The organism is Bradyrhizobium sp. NBAIM03 (genome assembly GCF_020194055.1).
GTDB lineage: Bacteria > Pseudomonadota > Alphaproteobacteria > Rhizobiales > Xanthobacteraceae > Bradyrhizobium > Bradyrhizobium yuanmingense.
Map to the genome: position 1 here is coordinate 110,757 of NZ_JADYVS010000008.1, position 26,188 is coordinate 136,944.

31 protein-coding genes are annotated in these 26,188 nt (G+C 63.7%); 17 read left to right on the forward strand and 14 right to left on the reverse strand.

From position 1 onward, the window contains the following. Positions 1–32: 32 nt before the first annotated feature. Complete coding sequence (locus I6F21_RS14205; protein ID WP_225124945.1) at positions 33–524, reverse strand: SRPBCC family protein; 492 nt, start codon at positions 522–524, stop codon at positions 33–35. 2 nt (positions 525–526) lie between these two features. Further along, positions 527–907 (reverse strand): metalloregulator ArsR/SmtB family transcription factor, encoded by a 381-nt coding sequence (locus I6F21_RS14210; RefSeq protein WP_225139896.1) that lies wholly within the window; start codon positions 905–907, stop codon positions 527–529. Between the two features lie 279 nt (positions 908–1,186). Between I6F21_RS14210 and I6F21_RS14215 the strand changes: the two genes are divergently transcribed. After that, the gene (locus tag I6F21_RS14215) at positions 1,187–2,242 is read left to right on the forward strand and encodes a serine hydrolase (RefSeq protein ID WP_225139954.1); all 1,056 of its coding nucleotides are present in this window, start codon (positions 1,187–1,189) and stop codon (positions 2,240–2,242) included. 9 nt (positions 2,243–2,251) lie between these two features. On the opposite strand, the gene I6F21_RS14220 is transcribed toward I6F21_RS14215, so the two are convergent. Continuing rightward, positions 2,252–2,956, reverse strand: coding sequence for an SDR family oxidoreductase (locus I6F21_RS14220; RefSeq protein ID WP_036013481.1), 705 nt, complete (start codon positions 2,954–2,956; stop codon positions 2,252–2,254). Between the two features lie 116 nt (positions 2,957–3,072). On the opposite strand from I6F21_RS14220, the gene I6F21_RS14225 reads away from it, so the two are divergent. Beyond that, entirely contained in the window at positions 3,073–3,915 is an 843-nt protein-coding gene (locus I6F21_RS14225) for a GNAT family N-acetyltransferase (RefSeq protein ID WP_225139895.1), read from the forward strand. Position 3,916: 1 nt separating this feature from the next. On the opposite strand, the gene I6F21_RS14230 is transcribed toward I6F21_RS14225, so the two are convergent. The 7 genes from I6F21_RS14230 to I6F21_RS14260 all read right to left on the reverse strand — a co-directional run bounded on the left by I6F21_RS14230 (position 3,917) and on the right by I6F21_RS14260 (position 7,467). Then, the gene (locus I6F21_RS14230; RefSeq protein ID WP_225139894.1) at positions 3,917–4,366 is read right to left on the reverse strand and encodes a hypothetical protein; all 450 of its coding nucleotides are present in this window, start codon (positions 4,364–4,366) and stop codon (positions 3,917–3,919) included. Positions 4,367–4,540: 174 nt separating this feature from the next. Then, positions 4,541–4,822: a hypothetical protein gene (locus tag I6F21_RS14235; RefSeq protein ID WP_225139893.1), complete on the reverse strand. Its 282-nt coding sequence runs from the start codon at positions 4,820–4,822 to the stop codon at positions 4,541–4,543. Between the two features lie 12 nt (positions 4,823–4,834). After that, on the reverse strand, positions 4,835–5,296 hold the full coding sequence (locus I6F21_RS14240) for a minor curlin subunit (RefSeq protein ID WP_036029066.1): 462 nt from the start codon (positions 5,294–5,296) through the stop codon (positions 4,835–4,837). A 45-nt stretch (positions 5,297–5,341) separates the two neighbouring features. After that, positions 5,342–5,752, reverse strand: a complete 411-nt coding sequence (locus tag I6F21_RS14245) for a curlin (protein WP_036029065.1) — start codon at positions 5,750–5,752, stop codon at positions 5,342–5,344. Positions 5,753–5,778: 26 nt separating this feature from the next. After that, a complete protein-coding gene (locus tag I6F21_RS14250) occupies positions 5,779–6,171 on the reverse strand; it encodes a curlin (protein ID WP_036029059.1) in 393 nt (130 codons plus the stop codon). A gap of 119 nt (positions 6,172–6,290) precedes the next feature. Further along, positions 6,291–6,692, reverse strand: coding sequence for a hypothetical protein (locus I6F21_RS14255; protein ID WP_036029057.1), 402 nt, complete (start codon positions 6,690–6,692; stop codon positions 6,291–6,293). Between the two features lie 133 nt (positions 6,693–6,825). Continuing rightward, positions 6,826–7,467 (reverse strand): response regulator, encoded by a 642-nt coding sequence (locus I6F21_RS14260; protein WP_157280488.1) that lies wholly within the window; start codon positions 7,465–7,467, stop codon positions 6,826–6,828. 589 nt (positions 7,468–8,056) lie between these two features. On the opposite strand from I6F21_RS14260, the gene I6F21_RS14265 reads away from it, so the two are divergent. The 14 genes from I6F21_RS14265 (at position 8,057) to I6F21_RS14330 (ending at position 18,486) form a co-directional block, all read left to right on the forward strand. Further along, positions 8,057–9,481, forward strand: coding sequence for an efflux RND transporter periplasmic adaptor subunit (locus tag I6F21_RS14265; RefSeq protein WP_225139892.1), 1,425 nt, complete (start codon positions 8,057–8,059; stop codon positions 9,479–9,481). Then, a complete protein-coding gene (locus I6F21_RS14270; protein WP_225139891.1) occupies positions 9,478–10,203 on the forward strand; it encodes an ABC transporter ATP-binding protein in 726 nt (241 codons plus the stop codon). The genes I6F21_RS14265 and I6F21_RS14270 overlap by 4 nt, the downstream gene beginning before the upstream one ends. Further along, entirely contained in the window at positions 10,200–11,423 is a 1,224-nt protein-coding gene (locus I6F21_RS14275) for an ABC transporter permease (RefSeq protein WP_225139890.1), read from the forward strand. The genes I6F21_RS14270 and I6F21_RS14275 overlap by 4 nt, the downstream gene beginning before the upstream one ends. A gap of 42 nt (positions 11,424–11,465) precedes the next feature. After that, complete coding sequence (locus I6F21_RS14280) at positions 11,466–11,786, forward strand: LuxR C-terminal-related transcriptional regulator (protein ID WP_198399585.1); 321 nt, start codon at positions 11,466–11,468, stop codon at positions 11,784–11,786. Between the two features lie 653 nt (positions 11,787–12,439). After that, positions 12,440–12,661 (forward strand): AlpA family phage regulatory protein, encoded by a 222-nt coding sequence (locus tag I6F21_RS14285; protein ID WP_225183264.1) that lies wholly within the window; start codon positions 12,440–12,442, stop codon positions 12,659–12,661. A gap of 144 nt (positions 12,662–12,805) precedes the next feature. Beyond that, positions 12,806–13,579: a helix-turn-helix domain-containing protein gene (locus tag I6F21_RS14290; RefSeq protein ID WP_225183265.1), complete on the forward strand. Its 774-nt coding sequence runs from the start codon at positions 12,806–12,808 to the stop codon at positions 13,577–13,579. Positions 13,580–13,584: 5 nt separating this feature from the next. Next, a complete protein-coding gene (locus I6F21_RS14295) occupies positions 13,585–14,178 on the forward strand; it encodes a hypothetical protein (RefSeq protein ID WP_225183266.1) in 594 nt (197 codons plus the stop codon). A gap of 29 nt (positions 14,179–14,207) precedes the next feature. Then, on the forward strand, positions 14,208–14,765 hold the full coding sequence (locus tag I6F21_RS14300) for a hypothetical protein (RefSeq protein ID WP_225183267.1): 558 nt from the start codon (positions 14,208–14,210) through the stop codon (positions 14,763–14,765). Continuing rightward, the gene (locus tag I6F21_RS14305) at positions 14,765–15,052 is read left to right on the forward strand and encodes a hypothetical protein (protein ID WP_225183268.1); all 288 of its coding nucleotides are present in this window, start codon (positions 14,765–14,767) and stop codon (positions 15,050–15,052) included. The genes I6F21_RS14300 and I6F21_RS14305 overlap by 1 nt, the downstream gene beginning before the upstream one ends. 327 nt (positions 15,053–15,379) lie before the next feature. Beyond that, entirely contained in the window at positions 15,380–16,456 is a 1,077-nt protein-coding gene (locus tag I6F21_RS14310; RefSeq protein ID WP_225183269.1) for a hypothetical protein, read from the forward strand. Positions 16,457–16,461: 5 nt separating this feature from the next. Further along, positions 16,462–16,998, forward strand: coding sequence for a hypothetical protein (locus I6F21_RS14315; protein ID WP_225183270.1), 537 nt, complete (start codon positions 16,462–16,464; stop codon positions 16,996–16,998). Beyond that, complete coding sequence (locus I6F21_RS14320) at positions 16,991–17,227, forward strand: hypothetical protein (RefSeq protein ID WP_225183271.1); 237 nt, start codon at positions 16,991–16,993, stop codon at positions 17,225–17,227. Before I6F21_RS14315 ends, I6F21_RS14320 begins: the two co-directional genes overlap by 8 nt. Before the next feature lie 505 nt (positions 17,228–17,732). Next, the gene (locus tag I6F21_RS14325) at positions 17,733–18,152 is read left to right on the forward strand and encodes a hypothetical protein (protein ID WP_225183272.1); all 420 of its coding nucleotides are present in this window, start codon (positions 17,733–17,735) and stop codon (positions 18,150–18,152) included. Further along, positions 18,130–18,486, forward strand: coding sequence for a hypothetical protein (locus I6F21_RS14330; RefSeq protein ID WP_225183273.1), 357 nt, complete (start codon positions 18,130–18,132; stop codon positions 18,484–18,486). Before I6F21_RS14325 ends, I6F21_RS14330 begins: the two co-directional genes overlap by 23 nt. Positions 18,487–18,728: 242 nt before the next feature. Here the strand turns inward: I6F21_RS14330 and I6F21_RS14335 are convergent, their stop codons facing one another. From I6F21_RS14335 to I6F21_RS14345, 3 genes are all read right to left on the reverse strand, one after another. Then, complete coding sequence (locus I6F21_RS14335; protein ID WP_225183274.1) at positions 18,729–20,060, reverse strand: type I restriction enzyme HsdR N-terminal domain-containing protein; 1,332 nt, start codon at positions 20,058–20,060, stop codon at positions 18,729–18,731. 319 nt (positions 20,061–20,379) lie between these two features. Then, entirely contained in the window at positions 20,380–21,717 is a 1,338-nt protein-coding gene (locus I6F21_RS14340; RefSeq protein WP_225183275.1) for a tyrosine-type recombinase/integrase, read from the reverse strand. Positions 21,718–22,689: 972 nt separating this feature from the next. Beyond that, positions 22,690–23,262: a hypothetical protein gene (locus I6F21_RS14345; RefSeq protein ID WP_036011195.1), complete on the reverse strand. Its 573-nt coding sequence runs from the start codon at positions 23,260–23,262 to the stop codon at positions 22,690–22,692. A gap of 393 nt (positions 23,263–23,655) precedes the next feature. Between I6F21_RS14345 and I6F21_RS14350 the strand changes: the two genes are divergently transcribed. Next, on the forward strand, positions 23,656–24,315 hold the full coding sequence (locus I6F21_RS14350; protein ID WP_036011192.1) for a peroxiredoxin: 660 nt from the start codon (positions 23,656–23,658) through the stop codon (positions 24,313–24,315). 122 nt (positions 24,316–24,437) lie between these two features. Here I6F21_RS14350 and I6F21_RS14355 read toward each other — a convergent pair whose 3' ends face one another. Continuing rightward, positions 24,438–26,168 (reverse strand): Cache 3/Cache 2 fusion domain-containing protein, encoded by a 1,731-nt coding sequence (locus I6F21_RS14355; RefSeq protein WP_225139889.1) that lies wholly within the window; start codon positions 26,166–26,168, stop codon positions 24,438–24,440. Positions 26,169–26,188 lie beyond the last annotated feature (20 nt).

The window sequence follows — 26,188 nt, forward strand, 5'->3', positions numbered from 1 at the left end:
CATCTCAGGGCCCGGGAATGGCGGGACTGCCTTCACCGCTTCATGCCCGCCACATAGGCCGCGAGCTTGTCGAGCGTCTGGTAGCCGTATTCGACGGCGCCGAAACCGATCATGCCATCGCGCTGCTCGGTGCTCGAGGCCAGCTGCCGCATCATCAGCACGGTCTTGCCGTTGCTCTGCTCGGCAAAGGTGACGGTGAAGCGGAACATGCGGGGATCGTCATCCTGGTCTGTACCGTGATCCATCTCCATCAGCGACGGCCGCTCGATGCGGCGGAAGCGCATCCGGTTCGGATAGACCGTACCGTCGGGCCCGATCATGTTGAAGCGCCAGACGCCGCCGACGCGCACGTCGATCTCGAAGGTCTCGACCTTGAAGCCCTTCGGGCCGAACCATTGCGGCAGATGCTTCGGATCGGACCATGCCTCGAACACCAGATCGCGCGGCGCGTCGATCACGCGCGACATCACGATCTCGCGGTCGAGCGACCATTGCGACAGAGCGGGGTTGGCAGAACCAGTCATTGTCAGGAACCTTTCCGTTTGGTTGTTCGGGACGGCCGCTTGACGCCCGCCCTTTCTTTCTTGAGCTTCATCACATAGGCCTCGAAGCGGTCGAGCCGCGCTTCCCAGACCGCGCGCTGCTGCTGGAACCAATCCTCGGCGCCGACCAGCGCATCCGCGCTGAGACGGCAGGTGCGCACGCGTCCCGATTTCTCGGACTGAACGAGCCCGCTCGTCTCGAGCACGTGGATGTGCTTCATGAAGCTCGGCAGCGCCATGTCGAAGGGATCGGCGAGCTCGCCGACCGACGCCTCGCCCGCGCACAGCCGCATCACGATCGCCCGCCGCGTCGGATCGGCGAGCGCGGCGAAGATCTGGTCGAGATTGGATAATTGGTTAGCCATGAAGCTAACTATACACGCCGGGGTCGCGGCCGTCAACAATTGTTAGCCTGACGGCTCAGTTTCGCAGCCCGGATGACGGGAACCCACAACGCGCAATCGTGAATTGGGACCTCGCGGTCTTCTCGCTAAACCATGTCCGGGGCGCATCAGCATGATCGATCAGAGCACGTGCCGCCCGTTGTCATCTCATCCCCGATCACCCGGCGAGGCTTCGCCCAGGCCGCGTCCATTGCGATGGCGATGGCGCTTTGCCCGCGCCGCGCCTCGGCCGATTCCGACATGATTGCGCAAATGCGCGACATCGTCGCCGGCGAGCTGGTGCCGACCGCGACGGCGGACCATGCGGGCGGCCTCGCCGCAGCCCTCTATGCCGGGCGCCATGTCGAGTTCTTCAACTACGGGTTCGCCGACGATGCGACCGGACAGAAGGTGACGCCCGACACGCTGTTCAACCTCGCCTCGTTGCGAAAGCCGTTCGAGGCCACGCTCGTGGCGCTCGGCGTGCTGCGCGGCGAGCTGCGGCTCGACGATCGTCTGCCGAAATACCTGCCCGAGCTGAGCGGCAACTACATCCGCAACGTCACTGTGGGCCAGTTGGCGACGCACACGTCGGGCCTGCTACTGCCGACCGACCATCCGCCCTGGCCGAACGAAGAGTTTACGCGCGAGCAGTTCATCGCCCTGCTGAACGCCTTCACGCCGGCACCCGGCATCGCACCTGGCCGGCAACGCGTCTACACCCATGCCGGCTATGTGCTGCTTCAGCTCGTGCTCGAGCGTTGCTACGGCAAGCCGATCCATGCGCTGATCCAGCACCGCATTCTCCGCCCCCTCGCCATGGGCTCCACCTTCCTCCCCGAGCGCGGTCCGGACCATCGCGCCGTCATGGACGCGGCGGCGATGCAGCGCGTGGTCCAGGGCTATTCCGACCAGGGCATGGCGATCGGGCCGATCGGCAACCAGCAGAGCTACTTCGATTTTCCCGGCACGGGCCAGATGTTCGCCTCCGCCCGCGACCTTGCCGCCTTCGCGGCCGCCTGCGTCGACGGCCGCGCGATCGACCCGCATTTGCGCGAGGCGTTGCGGCTGACGCAGCGCGAGGCCTTCCGCGTCGACGAAAGATTCGGACAGGGCCCGGCCTGGGAGACCGTGCGCGTTCCAGGCGTCACCATCGTCGACAAGCCGGGCGGCCTCAACAACGCCTCCGGCTATATCGGCCTGGTGCCGGCGCGGCGGATCGGCATCGTCCTGCTGGCCAATCGCGGCGAGTATCCGCACGAGATCGCCCGCTACAAGATCCTGCCGGAGCTGGCGCGGCTCATCGCCTCACATTGAGGCCGCCGCTCAGACCGAGCGCATCAGCCCGCCGTCGACGCGGATGTTCTGGCCGGTGATGTAGGCGGCGCCGTCGGAGGCCAGGAACGAGATTGTCGCCGCGACCTCTTCGACCTTGCCGTAGCGCTTCATCGGCACGCTGTCGCGCCGCGCGTCCTGTTGCGGCAGGCTGTCGATCCAGCCCGGCAGCACGTTGTTCATGCGGACATTGTCGGCCGCGTAAGCGTCGGTGAAGATCTTGGTGAAGGCGGCGAGCCCTGCGCGGAACACCGCCGAGGTCGGGAACATCGCGCTGGGCTCGAACGCCCAGGCGGTCGAGATGTTGATGATGGCGCCGCCCTTCTGCGCCTGCATCAGCGGCGTCACCAGCCGGGTCGGACGGATCACGTTCAAGAGATAAGTGTCGAGGCCGGTGTGCCACTGCTCGTCCGTGATCTCGGTAATGGGGGCACGCGGCCCGTGCCCGGCGCTGTTGACGAGAACGTCGATCCGTCCCCACTTCGCCATCGCAGCCTCGACGAGGCGCTTCAGGTCGTCGTTCGACTGGTTCGAGCCGGTAACGCCGAGCCCGCCGAGCTCGGCCGCCAGCGCCTCGCCCTTGCCCGAGGACGACAGGATCGCGACGCCAAACCCGTCCGCCGCCAGCCGCCGCGCAGCCCCCGCCCCCATGCCGCTGCCGCCGGCGGTGACGAGCGCAACCTTCTCTACTGCCATGATCCGATGATCCCTTTAGTTGAGGCGAGCTGCAGGCTCGGCCTATCATGAGGCCTTCTACAGCCAGACGCGTCGGCAGGTCCATGGCCGAAGACATCCATCATGAGGCGCTTGAAATGAGTGATCTGCAGATCCGCAATTTGCGCCCCGACGAAATCGCCCTCGCCGTCGACTGGGCCGCTGCAGAGGGCTGGAATCCGGGGCTGGCGGATGCCGCCTGCTTCGCGATCCCCGATGCCCGAGGCTTCTTCGTCGGCGAGATCGACGGCGAGCCGGTCGCGACCGTCTCCTGCGTCAATTACGACGACCGCTTCGCCTTCCTTGGCTTCTACATCGTGCGCGAGCGCTTTCGCGGCGCGGGCCATGGCCTGCGCATCTGGAATGCCGCGATCGCGCATGCAGGCGCGCGCGTGATCGGCCTCGACGGCGTCGTGGCGCAGCAGGAGAATTACAAGAAGTCGGGTTTCCAGCTCGCTTACGCCAATATCCGCTATGGCGGCACCGTTGCGGAATCCGTCAAGCCGTCTGCCGATGTCGTGGCGCTCGACAAGGTCCCGTTTGCGCTGGTGGACGCCGATGACGCCCGTGTATTCCCCGCCGCGCGCAGCGCCTTCCTGCGCGTCTGGATCAACACGCGAGGTCATGTCGGCCGCGCGTTGCTGCGCGAGGGCAGGCTCGCTGCATGGGGTGTGATCCGGCCCTGCCGGACGGGCTACAAGATCGGCCCGCTCGTCGCCGACGACCGCGACGCCGCGGATCAAGTCGTGCAGGCGCTGCTCGGAAGCGCGGGCGCCGGCGAGGTCTTCCTCGACGTCCCCGCCGTCAATCCCGTCGCGATCGCGCTCGCCGAGGCGCTCGGCCTCGAGCCGGTGTTCGAGACGGCGCGGATGTATACGGGGCCGATCGCGCCGCTGCGCATCGACCGCGTCTTCGGCGTCACCAGCTTCGAACTCGGCTAGCTCAATAGCAGCGCATGATGTTGACGGTGTGCTCGCTGCCGCCACGGCCGGGCACCGTCACCTGCTCCGTCGGGCAGCTCGGCACGTAGGGCCGATTGGACGGCACGACGTTCGGCGGATAGCGATGCGTCCAGTCCCAGGGCACATCATAGGTGTAGGTGTAGCGCACATCGGCGGAGAGCGATTGGTTCACATCGGCGAAGGGCTGGCTGTAGCCGGCGCCGTCGTAGAAGTAGCTGCCGCCGCCCGGCCAATAGACCCAGGGAGCGCTGCGGCGGTGGAACCTGGCGCCCGGCCCGATCGCCGGACGTGCCGCAGCCGGCGGCGCGGCGGCAGTTGCGACGCCTGACGCAGTGGCGCCGGCGGGTCCGGCAAGACTGTCACTGGAGCTAAGCAGCAGCGCAGCTGCGCTGAGCGAGGCGAACAACGCCCTATATGATCTGGCAATCATGATACGCACCACACTCGTTTGGCTTCGCGATAGCGGCTCCCCGAAAGGAGGCTAGGCCGGGCTGTCGCCCACCCGCAAACGTATAATTAATTATTGGTTAAGGCACGCGAATAACCGGGAACAAGGTGCGGCAGAACGCCCGGAATTCCTCTCTCATTTCAATGGCTTCGTGCGTCAGTGGCCCTGCAGCTTGCGCAGCCAGTCGAGCATGTCATGCGGGCTTGCGCTGCCCTGTGTCACGATCGCGGTGTTGCCGCCGCTGCGGCGGGTGACCGTCGTGCGCCCGGGCTCCTTGTCGATCGTGACCTCGGCCTCCGCCGGATCACCGCTCTGCGTGATCACCGACGTGCCGTTCTCGTCCTGGACCACGGTGGTGTGACCGTCGCCGGCGCCGGCCGGCGCCATTGCAACCACGCTCATGAATCCCAGTCCGGATGCGAGCAGAAGCAGCTTCATGTTACACCTCCATCATCGGCCGAACTGGAAGATCGCCAGCCAGTTGAAACGCCCGAACTGCCTCACCGCTCCCGTGTTCATGTCGCCGATCTGGAGCAGGAGCGCGTTGGTGGAATTGCCGATCTGGGTGATCTCGGCGGTGTTGCTCACCCCGGATTGACCGATCGCCGCATTGGTGGTGCCGCCGACCTGGATCACATTGGCATAGTTGTGCGTGCCGTTCTGGATGATGGTCGCGTCCACCGTGCCGGTCCCGCCGATCTGGATCACCCGCGCGATGTTGATGCGGCTGTTCTCCTCGATCGTGACAGGCTGAACATTGTCGCCGAACTGCACGACCGTTTGGATGCTTACGTTCCGGTTGGTCACGCTGCGCTGGACGGTCCCCGCGCTTGCCGGCGTCGCCGCACCGACGGCGGCGAGCATCGCCGCCAGGGCCAAAGCCCGCCTCAGCACCTGTCTGCCGCCTCGCATCGCGCTTCCCCGTTCGTTGTCGACACTGGCGAGATCGCTCGCGCGTCAGGGACCGGTCTGGACGATGGTCGAGGCGTTGACGGTGCCGAACTGCGCCACCGTGCCCGCATTCATCGCGCCGAGCTGCGATATCAGGCTGGTCGCCGACTGGCCGGCCTGGCCGACATAGGCGAAGTTGTTGACGCCGGCCTGCCCGATCGATGCGGAATTCGTTCCGCCGAACTGCAGCACGCCGGTGGCGTTGTTGGTGCCGTTCTGGGTGACCGTCGCGCTGGTCGTGCCCCCGATCATGAACACGCCCGCCATGTTGAGCTGGCTGTTCTGGTTCAGCACCACGGGCGGCCCGCCGACCGACACGATGGTCTTGATGTCGGCCGTCTGCGCTTGCGCCGAAAGGGCGCCGGCCAGGTATAGAGCGAGCGTTGCGGCACATGCGCCGCCGAGATGACGTTTCATGACATGCCTCACCACTTCGGATCTGCTCACGGAACCTGCTGGAGGACAGTCGATCCGTTCAGGATCCCGAGCTGTCCGACGCCGGCGGTGTTGTTCGCGCCGATCTGGCCGATCAGGCTCGAATTGGAGCCGCCAACCTGGCCGGTCAGCGCGGTATTGGTTGCGGTCGCAGTGGTGCCGCCCTGCCCGATCACGGAGGTGTTGACGGTGAGCAGCGAGCCCGTCTGCAAGGTCGTCGCGGCATTGGTGGCGCCGAACTGCATCGTGGTGGCGCTGTTGCTGGTGCCGCCGCTCTGCGAAATGAACGAAGAGTTGGTCGTGCCGAATTGCAGCACGCTGGCCGAGTTGCCGGCCCGGGCATCGGCTGCCGTCAGTGCACCGAATGCTGCGAGAGTTGCAATGAAATAGGTGATCCGCATGTCCTGTCCTCCGCGAGAATGAGCCGGCGTCGCAATTGACCGTCCTGCCCGGTAGCGGTGCTCTAGAGAGTGGCCCGGACGCACCAACCTGGGTGCGTCCGACCCAAACCAACCGTGCCTCAGTTCGCCGTCTGCGAGACGGTGCTGCCGTTGATGCCGAACACGCTGAGCTGGCCGACGGCGGCGGAGTTGTTCTGGAGCGCGGCAGGCCCGAACGAGTTCTGGGTGATCGCGCTGCCGTTGTTGCCGAGCGCCACCTGGCCGGTGGCCGCCGTGTTCTGCACGCCGATCTGGTTCACGGTGCTGCCGTTGTTGAGCGAGGCAGCACTGGTGCCCTGCATCGTCGTCGCACCGTTGATGATGCCGAGCTGGCTGGTCGACGAGGTAGAGTTGGTGAGGCCCTGCTGCGAAACGCTCGAAGAGTTCACGACGCCGACCTGCACCGTGGTGGAGGTGTTGGCGGCCTGAGCTGCGGAGGACAGAGCGAACACGGCAACGGAAGCAAAAAACAATTTACGCATGGAGTATCCCTTTCTGGCCAAGTTGTCTGACTGGTTTCGGATGCCTTCCCGGAAAGAGGCCGACATCGTAGGGGTGAGACTGAACCGATCCTGGCCGGCGCGACAGACTGCAGTTCATGCTAGTCGCTACGGACTAGACGCTGCGTGTCGTCTCGGCTTGGCGCCCCATGCTGTCGACCAGGCGCACCACCTCGATCGGCGTACGCAGCTGCAGCTTTCGCATCATCCTGGCGCGATGGACCTTCGCGGTCACTTCGCTCACGCCGAGTCGTGCGGCGATCTGCTTGGCGACGAGCCCTTCGGCCATCAGCAGCATGATCTCGCGCTCTCTGGCCGTCAGCGTCTCGACGCGTTGGCGGGCTTCACGGACGCTGTCTTCGCGTTGCAGCCGCCTGCGGTCGCGCTCGATGCCGTGCCTGATCGCATCGAGGATCTCCTGCTCGCGAAACGGCTTTGGCAGAAACTCGACCGCGCCGCGCTTCATCGCCTCGACCGAGACGCGGACGTCGGAGTAGCCGCTGATGAAGACGATCGGAATGGACACGCCCGTCTCGGCCAGCCGGCGCTGAAGCTCGAGCCCGGTCGGCGACGTGCCGGGAAACCTCACGTCAAGCACGAGGCATGACGGCCCGGGCGAAACGGTCTCGGTGAGGAACTCGTCGGTCGAGGCGAACAACTTCACCTGATGCCCGGTCTCCTCGCAGAGACTTCCGATCGCGGCTCGAATCTGGGCTTCGTCGTCAACGACATAAACTGTGGCTTGGTCCGAACTCATGGCAATGGGCTCCCCGGCTTGGGGCTCGATGAAAGGGCAACGAGCTATCCATTCTTCTTGCAAGCGAGATCAAGGTGCTTGGATGATTCGCGCAGATCGAGCCAAGCGCGTCGGTCTGCCGGTTCGATGTCATAGGGCCAACACGCTCCGGAGGCGAGTGAAGGCGTTCACATATCGGGCTTCGTGATGGGAGGACGTCGATCTTACCGCCGGCGGCATCGGGGCGCACCGACATCGAGAATGCGGCAATGCTGCGTCGTGGTCTCGCCGGCTGCATCATGGCATCGCCACCCATGTGTCGGCTCGACGCCAGCTGCTGGCCGCTCCGGCCGGATCAGACGGGACGTTCAGTCAGCTTATCGAGATCGATACCGCGCGCCTCATATCGATACGCTCCGTATGCATCCTGATCAAATCACGAAAAGTAGCACCCCACCTGCTTTACCACTGGATGATGCGCCACGCCCGACCGTCAGCCCGGCGAGGACGACATACTGACATTCGATACAACCTTAGACGTTTTACAACCATAGCGAGCTTGCCACTTTTTCCTGATTCCCCGAAATTAATTCAATCGGCGAGTTTTGATATGCGATTTGTGCCAGCATTTGCCTTGCTCGGAGCTTCATGCGGCCTCGCTGCGATCCTCTACGCCGGTCCGGGCACGATCGCCGGCGCTGCCGGGAGCGCGGCGGACACGGCCGCTCGCGGCTATGAGCAGACCAGGCGGCTGCTCGTGCCCGGCGGCCGCGAAGCGCCGACCATCGGATCGGATGCCCCCTTGTTCCGCTATGCCTCGATCCAGCGTGGCAGCATCGAGCAGACCGTCACCGTCACCGGCGCCCTGCAGCCGGTCAAGACGATCGAGGTTGGATCGCAACTGTCGGGGCAGCTCGCCCGCGTCTATGTCGACTTCAACGACACCGTCACCAGGGATCAGCCGCTTGCTCTGATCGATCCGCGCAGCTTTGCGGCCAAGGTCGACGAGGCCCGGGCGTCGCTGGCCGTCGCCAATGCCCTGGTCGACATCGCCAGGGCCAAGCTCGACCGGGCCAGGATCGATCTGCAGAATGCGAGGGGCAGCCGCGACGTGCTCGCGGCCAAGCTCGAGAGCGCGCAGGCGGTGAAGTCCTCGGCTCAGAAAACGCTGCAGCGCAAGCTGGCGCTGCAGTCGCAGAACGTGGTGGCGACGACCGCGGTCGACGACGCACAGACCGAATTCACCGCGCGCCTCGCCCAGGAACGCGAAGCCGAGATCCTGATGTCCCTCAACTCCTATTCGGTGGAGGGTGCGCAGGCCGACGTCCGCCGCATCGAGGCGGAGCTGCAGCAGGCTCGCATGGCGGTGCCGGAGAAAGCCGCCGTCCTCGCCGCAGCCCAGGCCGATCTCGACCGCACCATGATCCGTTCGCCGATCGACGGCGTCGTGGTCGGCAGGTTCGTCAACGAGGGGCAGACGCTCGCGGTCGGACTTGAAGCGCGCACCACCTTCATGGTGGCGCACCGCCTGGAGGACATGGAGATTCACGCGCAGGTCGATGAAGCCGATATCGGCCGCATCGCGCCCGGGCAGCACGCGCATTTCACCGTCGACGCCTACCCGGACCGCCGCTTCGAGGCCGTGGTGCGCCAGGTGCGCAAGGCGCCGCAGACCCAGCAGAACGTCGTCACCTACACCGTGGTGCTGGCGACCGCCAACCTCGACGGCGCGCTGCTGCCGGGAATGACTGCCCTGGTGAAGATCGTCATCGAACGCCAGGACGACGTGCTGAAAGTGCCGCTTGCAGCGCTGCGATTCCAGCCGACCGGCACGCGGCCGGACACCGGACGCAGCGGCGTGTGGGTGCGCACCGCCAGCGGCGCGCTGCAGCGCGTCGCCGTCACGGTCGGCGCCGCCGGCACCGAGCAGGTCGCGCTCCGGAGCGGAGACCTCGTCGAGGGCAGCGAGGTCGCCGTCGGCCAAGCCATCCGCCCGGCGGGCATGGAAATACTCGGAATCAGGTTCGGGTCATGACCGCCGCTGCGCCCCTCATCAGCCTCCAGTCGGTCAGCAGGACCTATCGCACCGAGGGCGTCGCGGTGGCCGCGGTGCGCAATGTCAGCTTCGACATCGCGCAAGGCGAGATCGTCGCCGTGATGGGACCGTCCGGCTCCGGCAAGTCGACGCTGATGAACATGATCGGATTGCTCGACCTGCCGAGCGAGGGCGCGGTCTATCTTCAGGGCGCCAACGTTGCCGATCTCACGGAAGATCGCCGGTCGTCCCTGCGCGCTCGCAGCATCGGCTTCGTGTTCCAATCCTACAATCTGCTCGCCCGCCACGATGCCATCGAGAACGTCGCATTGCCGCTGGTCTATTGCGGCATCGCGCGCAAGGAACGCATGGCGCGCGCGGAAGCGAGCCTTCAGGCGGTCGGCATGCTGCACCGGGCCCATCACTTCCCGCGGCAGCTCTCCGGCGGCGAGCAGCAGCGCGTCGCGATCGCGCGCGCACTGATCGCCTCCCCCCTGATCGTGCTCGCCGACGAGCCGACCGGCGCGCTCGACAGCCGCACCGGTGCCGAGATCCTGTCCCTGTTCGCCGCGCTCAACCGGATCGGCCAGACCATCGTCATGATCACCCATGATCCCGGCATCGCGGCCCAGTGCCGGCGCACGATCCACCTGCATGACGGCGAGCTCGTCGGCGACGAAACGCAGGCCCCTGCTCTGGCGAAACGGAGCGCTGTGTCATGACGATGCTGCAGGGCTTTCAGATCGCGTTGCACGCCCTGCGCCTCAATCCGCTGCGCAGCTTCCTCACCATGCTCGGCATCGTGATCGGCGTCGCCTCGATCGTGACGGTGTTCGCGATCGGGGCCGGCGCGCAGCTCCGCCTCCAGGAGCAGATCCGTTCGATCGGGGCCAACGTGCTGATGATCACCCCCGGCGCGGTCTACCAGGGCGGTGTGCGTCTCAAGGACGGCAGCAAGCTGACGATGACCGAGAGCGACGTGCAGGCCATTATCGAGCAGATCCCGGAAATCCAGGCCGCAGCCGGCTCCATCGCGGGAACGGCGCAGGTCATCCACGAGGGCAAGAACTGGAACACGACGATCAACGGCACGACCACCGGCCACTTCATGGTGCGCGACTGGCAGCTCGCGGCCGGGCGCTATTTCTCCGCCACCGAGGAGGCCGGTGCCGGCAAGGTCGTGATCCTCGGAAGCACGGTCGCGCGCGAGCTGTTCGCACCCGGCGACGATCCCATCGGCGCGCAGATCAGGATCATGAAGGTCCCGCTCGAGGTGGTCGGCGTGCTCGACCGCAAGGGACCGGCTCAGGACGACGTCGCCTTCGTGCCGCTCACCACGGCCAAGCTGCGCTTCCTCGGCAGCGCCAGCAAGATCAACCGCGACGCGGTCGCCTACATCATCGCCAAGGTCGCCGCAGACGGTCAGATGGCGGGCGCGAGCGCGGAGATCGCGAACCTGCTGCGGCAGCGCCACCGCATCCCCGCCGGCCAGGACGACGACTTCAAGGTCCAGGATCCCGCCGCCGCCATGGAAGCGCAGCAGGGCGCGATCCGCACCGTCGCGCTGCTGCTCGTCGCCATCGCCTCGGTTTCGCTGCTCGTCGGCGGCATCAGCATCATGAATGTCATGATCGTGTCGGTCACCGAGCGCACGCGGGAGATCGGCATCCGCCGGGCGCTCGGCGGGCGGATGCGCGACATCCGTCTGCAGTTTCTCTGCGAAGCGCTCGTCCTCTGCCTGCTCGGCGGCGCCATCGGTGTCGCCGGCGGCATCACGCTCTCGATGACGGTCGCCCGCATGGCCGGTTGGGTCACCTCGATCGACGGCCAGGCGATCGGCCTGTCTCTCGTCTTCTCGATCGCGACCGGCCTCGTCTTTGGCTTCTATCCAGCCCACAAGGCGTCCAAGCTGAGCCCGATCGAGGCGCTCAAGACGGAGTGAGAGCATGCCGGGATGTTCGCAAAGGCCAGGGAGGCATCAGCCATGAGCTCGGATCCGAAGGACTTGATCGCACCGACGCCGCGCGAACGGGAGCTGATGACGCTGATCGCGCGGGGGATGCAGAACAAGAACATCGCCTACGAGCTCAACATCTCGGAAAACACCGTGCGGGCTCATATCGGCAACATCATGCGCAAGTACCGGCTTCAGAACAGAACGCAGATCGCGATCGCTTTTGCCCTGCACACGGCGCCATCGTCGCTCCGCCGCGATCTCGCCAAGACCGAGCTCTATCCGGCCGCGACGAAGCCGGCGCAGGCGCTTGCACCGAATCCACCGGCGGCGCAGACCGCGCCGGATTGAATGGTTGCAGCTACCATCCCTTGCGTTGCCCGACGGGCAAAACATCCAATCTATGGGTCAACGCACGCGGCCCAAAATATTCCGCTTTACCGAAATTCGGAAATCGCCTATGTGTCGCGCAACCCGGCCCAAGGAAGAGGGGCGTATCGCGATCGTCACGAACGCGGGCCGGGGGGCGGTGGACGCTGATGGCGTTGGCGCGAAAGGGTTTGCAGGGCGGAGAGCCGTGAGCAAAGACCTCGCGCATACGACCGGTGTCATCGGCGTACGGCAAAATCGTGTGGTCCTGAGCGCAAGACCTTTCTGCAGTTGCCGCAATCAGAGAAATATCAGCCTAGATCAAGGGCTTGGTCGCTCGTCTCAATCGGGAAACAGGCACGCTTAAGATGGGCAGGCCCTAATAGGCCCTATTTCACGCGAGAAGGCGGGGGCGAGTTGAACTCAACACATTGCCGCGACCCATTGTCGCTTCAATGTCGTCATGACGACCATGACGAATTCTACGCGCATTGCACGTACTGAAACGCGACATGCTCAGCAGAAACCTCATGTAATCGCGCGCGACTTCGGATGTGATCTCTCATCGTGGTTCGTGACGTGCTGCGAGGAGAGTTGCGATGGACACAAGAGGACTCGCGCCGGAAGCCCGACGCATGTTGTCGCAAGAGCAGGTCTTGGCAATCGTGCCGATCAGCTACGTGACACTGTGGCGTATGGAGAAGCGCGGACAGTTTCCGCAATCGACGTACATCACACCCAACCGCCGCGTGTGGTTCGAAGACGAGATCATAGCGTGGCAAAACGCGGTCAACGGACGCCGTCGCGGCCGCCGGCAGAAGACTGGGCAGGTGCAGCAGCATGAGAGCGACGTCTGAAAGGGCGAACGCCCCGGCGGGACACCGGGGCGGCGCATCATCATCGAGCTGCATCATCACTTGCGCCTTGGCAGGCGGTGACGGTGTAGCCCGAAACCGGGTCCCGCATCAATGCCGAACAGCAGAGCCTCCCGCACCCGCGCATTGTTCGACTGGTTGAACCGGGTATTGGCTGACGTCGAGCTGTCGCCGAACGCCTTCAAGGTCGCCTTCACGATAGGCCAGCGCTTCAATCGACGACACGGCGGAGCCGCATGGCCAAGTCTTCAAACCATTGCCGCCGACACCGGGGTTGACGAGGCCACCGCAGTCCGCGCCGTGCGGCAGTTGCGCGAGCGTGGTCACCTGATCGTCGAGCTGGGCAAGCGCGGGCGCGGTCATTCCAACCGATACCGGATGCCGAAGGCCCGAACGAAACCTGCGCCAGCGCAGGTTAAGCCAGTGGTAAAACCTGCGAACGCGCAGGTTTTGAGGCCGAAGAGAAAACCTGCGCCAGTGTCGCCAAAACCTGCGCCAGCGCAGTTGAACCATCTAGAACCATCTATGGGGACGCTTACAGCGTCCCCCAAGGGAGAGAGAGAACGCTCGCGTTCGCTCGCTGTCATCCCCGGCGCGCCCGAGCCTGACGGCGGCGCGCGGGAGGAAAAGTTCAAGGTGCTGCTCGCGATCTATGATCGCCCCTATGGCGAAGACCGCGCCGCCGCGTGGAAGGCTTACGTCGAGGTCTATACCCCGGACCATGCCGACGAGATCGAGGCGTCCGCCCGCCGATGGGTCGCTGCAAGGCCGCCTGAGAAGCTCCAGCCGCTGGAGAAGTGGCTCCGGAATGGCGCGTGGAAACATCTGCCGCCGCAGCGAAGACCGACGCGCAACGCCGGCAAGGTCTCGCTATCGAAACTCATGAACGATCTGGAGTGAATGCCATGAGCAACGTCGTTCCGATCCGGCCAATTAGTGTGCTCCGCGCGCTCAGAACGCTCGCCGACGATGCCGATGCCGTCGTCAGGCGCTACGACGAGATCGAGCGGCTGTTTCGAGCGGGCGAGCTGAGCACGCCGTTAGCTGAAGCAAGCAAGATCGCGGAGCTGAGCGCCGACGACGTGAAGCTGATCGAGCGGTGTCTCGCCGCGCTGGATCAACTCGATCCCGCCGAGAGCTACGAGGACAACGACCGCGACGAAGGCGAGCTGCGGCGCGGTGTGATCAAGGCAAGGTTGACAATCTTGGTCGGCTCGTTTCCGAACGGCGCGCCGTGCGATCCCGAAGTCTACGTGCGGGCGATGTTGGAGCACGCCTGCAGTATCGAAGGTCTTAGCCTGCTTCCGGTCGATGCCGCTTTTCACGAGATCGTGGCGACCCAGAAATTCCTGCCTGCGGTCGAAGAGGTCGTAAAGGCGCTGAGCGCCCAACAAGCGAAATGGAATGAACGAGTATGGGCGATCTACGGCCTCACCGACATTTCGCGCCGCGTGCTGGCTCGGATCGAAGCACTGAAACCCGAAAGGCGTGGCGGGTGATCCGCGCCGGCAGCGAGAGGAGACGCAACATGTCCAACATTCGGCAATGCAGAGTATGCAAAAAGGAGGACGACCTTTCGAACCTAGTAACAGTCGGACGGGAAGCCAAGGATGGCTACGCCCATTCGCGCTGTATCAAGCAACACAACAGGACCGTAGCCAAAAACCTCCGCGCGCTCGACGCATCAATGATCGCGAGCGAGATATTGGACCACGACCTTGACGCGACCGACCCCTACGTCGTCAAGCAATTCCTGCGCCGTCAAAGGCCCGAGTCTCTTCTGGGTGGCCGCTGCCCAACGGCCGACGAAATCGCCATCGCAGCCCGCGAGAAGCGCGAGCACAACCAACAGCAGTGGATATTCGAGCGCATCGAAGAGGAGATCAGGCACGAGCCCGGCAAGACCGGAGCCACTGACGCATTCCTCGCAGAGATCGCCGACGATCTGAAGCAGTTGGTCCTCAAGGATGAGGACATCTCTCACTTCGCGTCGCGCATGCTGACCCTGCAAGTGGCGTGGCGCAAAGACAGGGAAGCGTTCGAGGCCGCCAATGACGATTATCAGCGGAGCCAAGAGAACGCCTGATGCTCCGACCTCCATCGCGCCCGCACGCCAACAGGATGCGCCGACAGGCGCATCCTGGCCCCGACGCTGCCGCCCGAAAGCGCGAGCAGCGGCGGCTGGCGCAGCGCGACTATCGGCGGCGTTTCGATGACGGACTGATCGTGGTCCCGGTCGAGATCGATGGTCTCGACGGCGACGTCGTCGAGATGCTGGTCAGAAATCGGTGGCTGCTCGACGACGAACGCTGCGACCGCCGTAAGATCGGCGCGGCACTGAGCGCGTTTGTGGCGGAGGCGACGAGGTCGTGAGGTCAGATTTACCGCGCCGGGTAAATCTGCTCGATGTCGCACCGACCTCGCCGCACACAGCGAGGAGAGGTCCGATCAAGATGACAATGTAATCTTGAAGGAACAAGGCACCTCCGCCGCATATCTCGCCGCCCGGCTCCAGCGCGACCATCCCGAGATCGCCGAGCAGGTTGCCCCGAGGAAAACCAGTCTCATTCTGAGATTCGTTTTTCTTCCCGCGACCCGGCCCCCAACCGCTCTAACGCTCACCGTCTCCGGGTGCAGCTTCTAAAATAATCCGTGATCGATCTTCATCGGCCCGGCCAAAGCCGTGCGATGATGCCGGCCATGAGCACAGCCCTTGCACCAGCCCGTCAAGGCATTCCGTTTCGCGCCGACCCGAGCGCCAAGGCACGCGCGTGGGTCGAGTCGTTCATTCGCGCCGCGACCGTCCGCGTGTTGTCGCGCCTCCAGAAGACCAGCGCGGAGTCCATCCTGCGCGATACGGGATGGCACCATGACAGCCTCACCGGGCTGATCCTGCGCGCTCCTGTCGAGCCGCTGAAGCAAGCCGATCTTCCCGGCGACAGCGTGAGCCGATTGCTACTGCTGTCGCCGCGCTCGACCGCTGCGCAGCTACGGCCGCTCGCGACTGTGGTCGATCTCAAGGGCGTTTCCAGTCTCAACCTTTTTCCCTTGCCTGAGAACTTTGCGGCGGCTGGGTTTGTCGGTGAAGGTCAGTCGATCCCGTTTCGCCAAGGCGCGTTCGTCGGCCTGCCGGTCGGTCCGGTCCGCAAGCTCGCACTACTCTCTGGTTTGAGCGCCGAACTTGAGACCGCCAGCGGCGGACTCGCTCAAACCATCATCAGCGCCACACTGGAGAACGCGGTCGGTCGCGGCCTAGATGCTGTGCTGCTGTCGGCTGATGCAGCGACCGACGATGCGCCCGCTGGTCTTCTCTATGGAGTTACGCCGATTACTGCTGGCGCGTCGATGTCGGAAGATTTAGGCGCGCTTGTGGGTGCGATTGCAGCGGCTGGTATCGATACTACATCGGTCGTGTTCGTCTGCGCTCCGCCGCAGGCGATCTCGCTGTCGCTGCTCGCCGGTCCGCACTTTGGGCACAAGATCATCGAGGCGTCAGGCCTTGCTGCCGGTGTGGTGGTCGCCGTCGCCGCTGCCGGGCTAATTTTTGCCGGCGACGGTGCGGACCCCGTGATCGACATCAGTAAACAGGCGCTGTTGCATGTCGCCGATCCTGCTTCGCAGATCGGAACGGTCGCCGTGGCACCCGATCCGAACGTGATCGCTGCGCCCACCGTCTCGATGCTTCAGGCCGATCTGCTGGCCTTGCGCTGCATCAGTCAGCTTAGTTGGAGCATCGCACCGGGCGCGGTTCAACTCGTCAATGGCGTGGTGTGGTGATCGTGATGGATGTAAACGAACTCAACGCTGCCCATGCCATCGCAAAGGCCGAGAGCCGCGAGATGTTGGAGCGCACCGCCGACATCAAGGTGACACGGCGCGAGCATCGAAGCGACGGCTTCAGCACCGATTGGGCCAAGGGCATGCCGCCGAAGCCGCCGCCGGTCAGCATCGACGATGTGCGGCGCGAGATCGCCGAGGTGATGGCCAAGCGGCCGAACGGGTTGACGTCTGCCGACGTCGAGACGCTGGTCGCGGCCAAGTTCGCCACGCATGATAACATCTGGCACGGCGTCATCGGAGAGGTGATCGCCCAAATGCGCCGGGAGCTGCAAACCGAGATCGCGAAGGCCGCATGGACGCCGGGCAGCAACGAGATGTTTTATCTCGACGCGAACGGCAGGAAGCAGGACCGCGAATTGCACGGCCCGATCCTACGTGCGGTCGATGGTCCCTTCGTCGACGAGAAGATCATGGGACCGATAAGAGCAAAACACCGCGCCAAGTACCTCGCCGAGCGAAGGAGCCAACGCCGTGCGTGATGATCGTCCGCTCAGCACCGAGGCTTTGGTCGTGCTGCGGCATGCGACCGTCGCCGATCTTCGCGGCGATGCCGAGGAGTTGGCCGAGCTGGTCGCCGCGATCCGCGCGCCGTTCCCGGCGACATTGCCGGCCGATCCCGATGAGCGCGAACTCGCGCTGCTGATGATCGCTCTCCGGGCACGTGACCACGCGCGACGGATGCTCGCGTTGGTCGAGTCTGGACTCTAGGGCCTGCCGGCACAGTCGGGCTTTGCCCGGAACCGCTGGGCTGTCTTTTGGTAAGTTATTCTCCTGCGTTCCGTCCTCTTGTGTCGCGTATCGGGCCCATCGTAAAACCCAATTCGCCAATTCGATCAGTGACTTACCGAAGTGAGACATCGCGCCGAAAACCGCTTTTGCGCCAATCGGTTAGGCCTCGCGAGGATCGAGGCCGCAGGAAGCCCGCTGGTGAGCTGGACAAGCCCGAACAAGGGCGAAGTGCCAGAGGCAAGGGATTGGCCAATCAGCGGGGCCGGCAGCGGCCCTGTAAGTCAAACGGGGGCCGGGGGAGGTCCCGAAATGTTTGGAGGCAGCCAGCTCCAGCGCGGCGGCGCTCGAAAGTACCAACGCGGTACACTAGGCGTTGTAGGCTGGAACCGACGCTGCCCCCGTCGTAGAATTCCATGCTACCATCGGCATCAAAATACCAAAACCACTTCCTTGCCGACGATACAACCGCTGCGGTAGTCGTGCCATGCCCCGCAAATCCAGCCTCGACGTCGTGTTTCCTGCCGGCCAAGCCAGCCGCCTCTCGCCGCCGGCGGATTTGACCGGACCCGCACGGGCCATGTTCCTCGACATCGTGTCCAGTGTCCGCGCCGATTTCTTCCAGCCCGCGCACCGGCCGCTGCTCGTGGCCTATGCCAGCGCGCTGGTCGAGGAGCGTGTCGCGGCCGGTGAGCTGGAGGCCAACTACATCGTCGATGGCAAGGCCTCTCCGTGGCTCGCGATCTGGCAGGCGCGGATGCGCGCGGTGACAACGCTGGCCAGAGCGTTGCGCTTGAGCCCGGCCAGCCAGTGCATCACAGCTCCGAAAGAGGAGACGCTACCGCCGCTCTCCTACTACGAACGACAGGCTCTGGAGCACCGACATGGCGACCTTGAGCCCCATTGACCGCGCCGCGTTCGATCTCGCCATCGACATCGCGCGCCGGGACCCGCTACAGCGCAAGCGGATCGACGATGCGTTCGCAGCCGGCGACGACTACGCCAAGGTCGGTAAGGCTGCCGCCTATCACTGCCAGATCGAGGCGCTCGACCTGATGCCGTGGCAAAGCCCGCCCTGCTACGCCGATATGAGGGCGCTAGAGCGGCCCTATGGTGAGCCTGGCGGCAAGCGGGAGAGCGCCGAACTGGCGCTGCGCATGCGGCGCAGCAAACTTAGTCGCTGGCATCCCGACCCGGCGGGCGAATGCGCCCGGGCCGAAGCGGCACGACGCGCGGGCTGATTTCCGGCTGCGCGAGCTGGCCATCCGACGGCCTGAAGCACTTCAAGGCCTGACGCGCGAAGCATTCCGCCTGCTTGTTTCCGGTTTTCTCAATCTCTTCAATGGCCCAGATCAACATCTGGACCGCGCCAGAGTCTTCTTGGTTCATCGGCATGCCCGTTGTTCGAGCCCGAAAGTGTGATGGTTTACCTTCGGTAGAGGTTATCCGCGGCTCAGAATTGTACATTGAAAAGCTGCAACATCTAGTGATCGACGATCACACCTCGGATACCCTTCCAATATTCGACCAGTTTGGTCGCGCAATAGGGGAGGTCGGCTCGCCATGAAGCGACAAGCTCGTTAAGTTTAACGTTGTAGCTTTCCGAAGCGGGTGAGAGTCCTGAGAGTTCTTGCTTTTTTACTGTTTGAAAGCGATCCGCGAATAGGCCGCCGATCAGTTCAGACCGGTCCGCATCTAAAAGAGAGTCGCTATCGAGCGTTTTTACAAGGCCTGACCATATTGCCTGATGAATCTTTTGTTGATCTTCGGGGACGTCAAGAAGATCAATAATCGCCACGGCAGAGTGGTCGCGTAGCCATCGCGGCGGCTTGTGATAAAGTAACCTTTTTATGAATGTAGACTTCCCCGAGCCCGTGCCACCGAAGAGAACTAGAACCTCGCCTTTCCGGCCACGCTTTATATTCTTTGTGAGGCGTCCTCCAAGCTGACCACCCTTTCCGGTTTCCTCAAGTTGTTGGACGCCATAACCGGCGAAGTACGGTGATAGAGAATCTTGAAGGAGTGATCTCATTCCCTTGGATGTGTCTTCATAGTCTCGCTGCAATACGTAGCAACGATCCATGAACTCGGTCTCATGATCTCCGATGATGCCGAAATACTTATTGACGACCGGCCTCAATGCCGCAGCAAGTTTATTTGCGTTGATAGTATGCGAGTAGGCGGCGATCTTTTCCTTTGGATAAAGGATGCCTCTATCTTTTGGCGGGGCGCTCGTTAGCAAAGTTGGGAGCGATGATCGCTCAGTTATTGCAACAAACGATAGGTTGTTCCACGCTTTTGTGTATTCAGCGCGAAAGAAATCAAGACTTCTCAAAACGAACGCTTGGAGCGTCTCCCATCGCTTTCCTTTTTCAAACGTCTTGAAGAATATCCATTCGTGTCCGTTGCTAACGCACGCGTATTCACAGCCCGAGTCAAAGCAATACTTTCGCACCTGCTCCATTGCAGCGCGAATATTATCGTCCGTGAGAAGCTTCTTTATCGAGATAAACGTGGAAGTTTCGGTCGAATTGTTCGGCATCGGCAATTCGAAATATAGCCCTTCCTTCTTGGCTTCGATAAAAAGCAAGTCATCGCCATTTGCCTTTTTCAGAATGTAATCGGCATATCCCGGATGGATATTTTCCTCTACGGCGACGCGGTTCTTCGGCCACGCCAAAAACTGATGCAGAATGAAATCAATGATCTTATGACGGGTTTCGGCCTCGTTTCGATCTCTCGCGGCGGCCTCCACCATGATCTGGCTGAGCTGCTGGATCGAATCTGGACTTCCCGTTTTCGACGTCGCGTTCAACTGAGACCCTTCCATTGGCTCGAAAGTGGCTGCTTCTCGTTCGCTGAGCACCTATCGCTATCAGTGGTAGCAGCTCAAAACACAACCGATTTTGTCTCTTATGCACAATGGTCTTTCGTGCAAGGAAAGGCGCGATGCCGATTAGGTGACTGAATAGACTGAAGATTCTTCTCGCTCAGGGGCGGATGAGTCGGGCGTCCCAGTAATCCTGTGAGAACAGAGGTGGAAACGCGGGGGCATTATCCGGCGAGGAGAGAACGAAAAAAGCCCGGCCGGCGAGTGCGGACCGGGCGGAGTAAGTCGCCGTCAGGCTGTGCTATCAGGCCGCCATCCGCGATTCGATCTGCCGTGCCTTCTCGCCGATCACCTTGAGCAGCCAGCTTTCGAGCGCTGTCAACACTTCCAGCTTCTCGCGCAGCTCGATGTCGTGCGCGTGGACGTAGTGCTTGAGCGTGACGCCCGAGAGTTTGACGCCGTTGTCGTCTTTGCCCACACGGTGGTCGAGGCAGAGCGCGATCTTGGACAACGGCTGGCCAAGGTTGCGCGCCCAGCTCGCGGCCGTGCGCCGGAGATCATGCGGCGTGAACGGCTTCAGCCCGAGCAGCGCGCACAGTCCGGGCGTGCGGACGTACTGGCTGCCATCGGCGCGCCTTGCCGTGCGACCGCGCAGCGCCTCTGCCATGGCCTTGCGGTAGGCTGGCGCGTCCACGTTGCCGTCCTTGCTGGTGGCGAAGATGTGCGTGTGGTTGGACGAGCGGATCGCCTCGTTCAGGATGCTCAGCGCTAAAGGCGTCAACGGCTGCACGATGGGGCGGCGCTTCTTCACGCGCTTGAGTGGCACGTTCAGGTAATCTTGCCCATCGACCTTGACCAGTTCTTCGCGCTGCGCGCCGAGCAGCTCGCGTGAGCGCAGCATGGTGACCAATTCGAACTTCAGCGCGAGCCGCGTGCGCCGGCCCCACGGGAGGTCCTCGCGGTCGAGGCCGTGCCAGAAGGTTCTGACCTCGTCCTCGGTGAGCACGCGGTCGCGGCCATGTTCGGCGTCGAGCGCGCCGAGATGAGTCGCCGGGGAGTTCTCGATCAGGCCCTGCTCGACGCACCAGCCGAAGAACGACGAAGCCGCCTTGCGCATGTGGCGCACGGTTGACACCGAACCCTGCTTGGTACGGTTGCCCTTGTCGTCGATGTACTTGCCGTCGAAGATGTCGCGCTGCAGCTCGGCAAGGTCCGCTCGCCTGACCTCGGTGATTGCCATCTTGCCAAGTGTCGGGACAAAGAAGCGCTGCAGATGGCGGGCGGTGCCTTCCCACGCTTCAAGGCGGGGCCGTAGCTCGCCATCGGCCTTCCTGACCGGGGCCTTCATCCACGCAATGCGGTCCTCGACCGCCTCGGCGACCGTCTTACCCTGCCTCTGCGCCTGCGCTTTCTGGCGGCGCAGAGTCTCGGCGACCGCTGTACCGCCTCGGCCCTTCAAGCCATAGACCTTGGCGCGGGCGTGCTCGACCGTGAAGGTCTCGGGATTGTGGACCCCAAGCCAACCCGTGCGCTGCTTGCCGGTCTCCCGGTCGGTGAACTTGAACGAGAAGGTGGCCACGCCGGCCGTGGTGATGCTGACGTAAAGGCCGGGGCATTTGCGGTCGTAGATTTTGGTGCGCACCTCGACTCGCTTCGCGCACATGCGGTCGGTCAGGATGACGCTACCCTTGCGAGCGCGGTTGCCAGCGGATGTAGGGATGGTGGTAGTATCGGTCATGGTTTCAGCTCCAGAGGTTGGGACCATGGGCCCGGCCTTGCTCGCTCAGTCTGTCGTGCGGACGCTGAGTCGGTTAGGGCCGGGCCCTGTTTCTGGCGATTAGCGCGCTGAAGCCGATCAAGAGGTTATCGGAAAACCCCTTAGATCATAGCGGTTTGTTGCTTTCACCGGCTTTCACCGGCTTGCAAAATATAGACGTGTGGTCCTGGCGCCCGGGGTCTGTGCGCCAAGTCTTGCGGTGATGTTGCGGCCCAACCGGGCAAGCGCATCAGCCATCCGCAAGGCGACGGGGGCAATAGTGCATCGCTCCCCGGGGAGAGCACGACATAAGCCGTAAAGCCACTGCGCAGGGAAGGCCGGATGTTTGGCTTCACCTGTATGCCGCTGTGCAAATTCTTCGTTGCCACCTTTCGCACAGTGGACCGTGGGTGCCCGGCCGGCACCCGGTCTTCCCTGCGCCCTCTTTCAATTGAGGGTGGGACGACAAGGCAAAGCTCGGGCGAGAAATGCCGCGAGGATGCGGAAGCGTGTCCGCGAGCGAAATGCGAATTGAAGAACGGCGCTGCCCACCACACACTCCGTCATTGCGAGCGCAGCGAAGCAATCCAGAAATGTATCCGCGGAGGGATTCTGGATTGCTTCGCTGCGCTCGCAATGACGCTGTTGGGACAGTTGTTTGCCTGAAACTCAGGTCTCGTGCCCGGGACGCAGCGCGGCGTCTCTTGGACGATGCGCTGCAGAGCCGGGGCCCATGTCACAGCGAACCGCGCGGCGTCCTGGGTCCCGGCTCTGCGCCGCACCGCTTACGCGCTGCGCCGCGTCCGGGACAGGAGGAAACCGAACGACGCTGCGAGCCGCGACCGCGGCCCATTTGCCTTACATCCCGATGTCGAACACGTTCGGCAATTGGCCCGCCAGAGGCAGTGCGGTGGCGCCGAGGAAGGTCGCCACCATCGCCATCAGGCGACGGTTGTTCTGGCGCTTGCCACGCATCTGGCCGGCGATCCACTCCAGCATCTCGCTGTTGACCTTGGAGGCATAGGACGGCGCCCAGCTCTCGATCTCGGTGTCGGCCGACAGCGCGACGCTGCGCGGCGGCACCTTCAGGCCCGAGGCGCTCGCGGCATAATGGGCGACCGCCTTGGCAAGCAGGTCGTCGAACCGGCCGCCATCGGTGCGCTCCGTCGCGGCCTCGTTGATCTCGAACAGAACTTCGGCCTCGGCGCGGCTGACCGGCTGGTCGTTGACGGCGGTGGCGGTGAGGATGCGCACGCACCAGGCGGTGTCATCGGCGTCGAGCGAGCGGGAGAAATGCACCCGTCCCTTGGTGGTCGGGCCTTCGCCCGTGATCACGCCGTCCCGCACGACGGAAAGGGCATGAGCTGCGGTATCGCGGCAGGACGGCACGAGGGACGACGGCTCGGTGGGCTTAGGCGCAGCGGCGGACATAGTTCACTTCCAGACTTCTTCTGATCGACCAGCATTTCCATGCCGGCGTAAAGGGGTGGTTAACGATTCGATACGGGGATCGCGACTTTTCTAGATGGTTGCCAATTGGTCGCTATCAGGACCAATCTGGTTCTAGAACGCGCCGGGCGAGCGTGATGAAAGTCATAAAAGGCATTATCGGGGCGAGCGAGACCGTGTGACCCCGGGTGGAGCTGTTTCGCCGCAGCTGCCGCTGTAACAATAAGTTGCTAGAAAATCGGCTCTTCAAAGAAGGAATTCACATTTTACTTGAGCCGGTTCAGTTGGCGTTCACTTAGGCCGGCGAAGCTCTTATAATGGATGTGACGGCCGGAGACGAATTCTCGATTAGATTCAATGAGATGAGGTAAGATCATGACACTTCCGATCGGCGCCACCGCCCCTGACTTCGAAGCCGAAACCACCGAAGGGAAGATCAAATTCCACGACTGGATCGGCAACAGCTGGGCCCTCTTGTTCTCACACCCGAAGGATTTCACGCCGGTTTGCACCACCGAACTCGGCGCCCTCGCCAAGCTGAAGCCGGAATTCGACAAGCGCGGGGTCAAGCTGATGGGCCTCTCGGTCGATCCGGTCGACCGTCATGCAAAATGGTCGGAAGACATCATGGAGACCCAAGGCGCCGCGCCGAACTACCCGATGATCGGCGACACCGATTTCAACGTCTCCAAGCTCTACGGCATGCTGCCAGCCTCGACCTCTGGCGATCCCCTCACCCGCACGCCGGCCGACAACCAAACCGTCCGCAACGTCTTCATCATCGGCCCGGACAAGAAGATCAAGCTGGTGCTGGTCTATCCGATGACGACGGGCCGGAACTTCCAGGAGATCCTGCGCGTCATCGACTCGCTCCAGCTCACCGCCAAGCATCGCGTCGCCACCCCGGCCGACTGGTCGCAGGGCGACGACGTCATCATCGCGGGCTCGGTCTCCAACGACGAGGCCAAGACGATCTATCCGCAGGGCTGGAAGGAGCCGAAGCCCTACATCCGCATCGTCCCGCAGCCCAGATGACTTTTGGCGGTCGCGGATAGCGGCCCCAAAAAGTCATCCCGGGGCGATGCGTCAGCATCGAACCCGAGATCTCGAGATCCCGGGGCTGGTCCTTCGGACCATCCCGGGATGATGACCCAGAATCACGCCGCGTGCACGCGGTCGAGGAAGCTCTCGACCTCGGCCTTCAGATGCAGGCTCTCGCCCGACAGCGCCTGGGCGGAAGCAAACATGCGGCTCGACGTTTCGCCCGTCTCGCTGGCGCCCTTGGCGGCGTGACGGACATTGACCGCGACATCGGCCGTGCCTGACACCGCGGCGCGCACGCTGGCCACGATGTTGTGCGTCGCGCTTTTCTGTTGCTCGACCGCCGCCGAGATCGAGCCTGCGATGCCGCTGATGCGCTCGATGGTCTGGCTGATCGCCTTGATGGCTGCGACCGATTCCTCGGTCGCAAGCTGCATGCTCTCGATCTGGTTCGAGATCTCGTCGGTCGCCTTCGCGGTCTGGCCGGCGAGCGTCTTGACCTCCTGAGCCACCACCGCGAAGCCGCGGCCGGCATCGCCCGCGCGTGCAGCCTCGATCGTCGCATTCAGCGCCAGCAGATTGGTCTGCTCGGCGATCGAGGTGATCAGCTTGACGACGTCGCCGATGCGCGAGCCGGCCTCCGAGAGCTGCGCGATGCGCTGGTCCGTCGCTTCGGCCTGCCGCACCGCCTCGGCGGAGATCTCGTTCGATTCCTGCACCCGGCGGGTGATCTCGGAGATGGATTGAGACAGCTCGTCGGAAGCGGACGCCGCCGAACGCACATGCTCGGAGGCGCTTTCGGATGCTCCTGCCGACTGCGCCGACAGATCGGCCGTGGAGCGCGCGGCGTCGGTGAGTTGTCGCGCGGCGCGCTCGAACTCGCCGGACGATGCCAGCACTTTGTCGAGAATGCCGCCGACGCTGCCGCGGAACCCCTCGACGAAGTTGCGCAGCTCGGCCTTGCGCTGCTCGGCTGCAGCAGCGGTTGCCACTGCCTGCTCAGTGCGCAGGCGCGCCCGTTCCTGCGAGTTGCTCTTGAACACCGCGACCGTGCGGGCGATTTCGCCGATCTCGTCGGCACGGTCCTCGCATTCGATCGCGACGTCGCTCTGACCGTTGGCAAGCGCGGTGAGCGAATGCGTCACCGAGGTCAGGGGCCGGGTGATGCGCCGGACGACCAGCAGGGTCAGGACCAGCACCAGAAGCGCGGCAAGCCCGGCAGCGGCCGCCATGCTCTCCATCGCCTGGGACAGCATGCCCTCGAACTGCACCATGGGGATGCCGACATAGAGAATGCCGGCGACCTTGCCGGTGCCATCGGCGATCGGGAAATAGGCGGTCATGAACGTCTTGCCGAACAGCGTGGCCGGCCCCTTATAGGCCTCGCCACGGCGCAGCGGGGCCTGCCCCGGATGATCGGCGGCCAGCTGGGTCCCGACGGCGCGGTCGCCGTTTTCCTTTTTCACGTTGGTCGAGCGGCGGATGAACTGTCCGCTCGCCGCGTCGAACACGAACAGGGTCGCGTTGCCGCCGACATAGGACACCGCCCGGTCGACGATGGCGTGATCCCTGAAGTCGGGCATTTTGGGGATCTCGGCGCGGACCACCGCGCCGTCTCGGATCGTGATCTTGGCTTCGGGAACGGTCTCCGCAAAGGCCAGCCCCAGCGTGCGCAGATTGACCTCGATGTCGCGCAGGGCGCGGTCAGTGAAGGCGGATGTCAGTGACCAATAGCCGGCGCCGACCACGAGCGCCGTGTTCATTGCGATCAGCAGCACCGCGCACAGGACCGCTTTGGTGCCGAGCTTAAACCGCGGCAGGAACTTCGCCGTTAGAAGATTGGACATGGATGGAATGACCCCCGTAA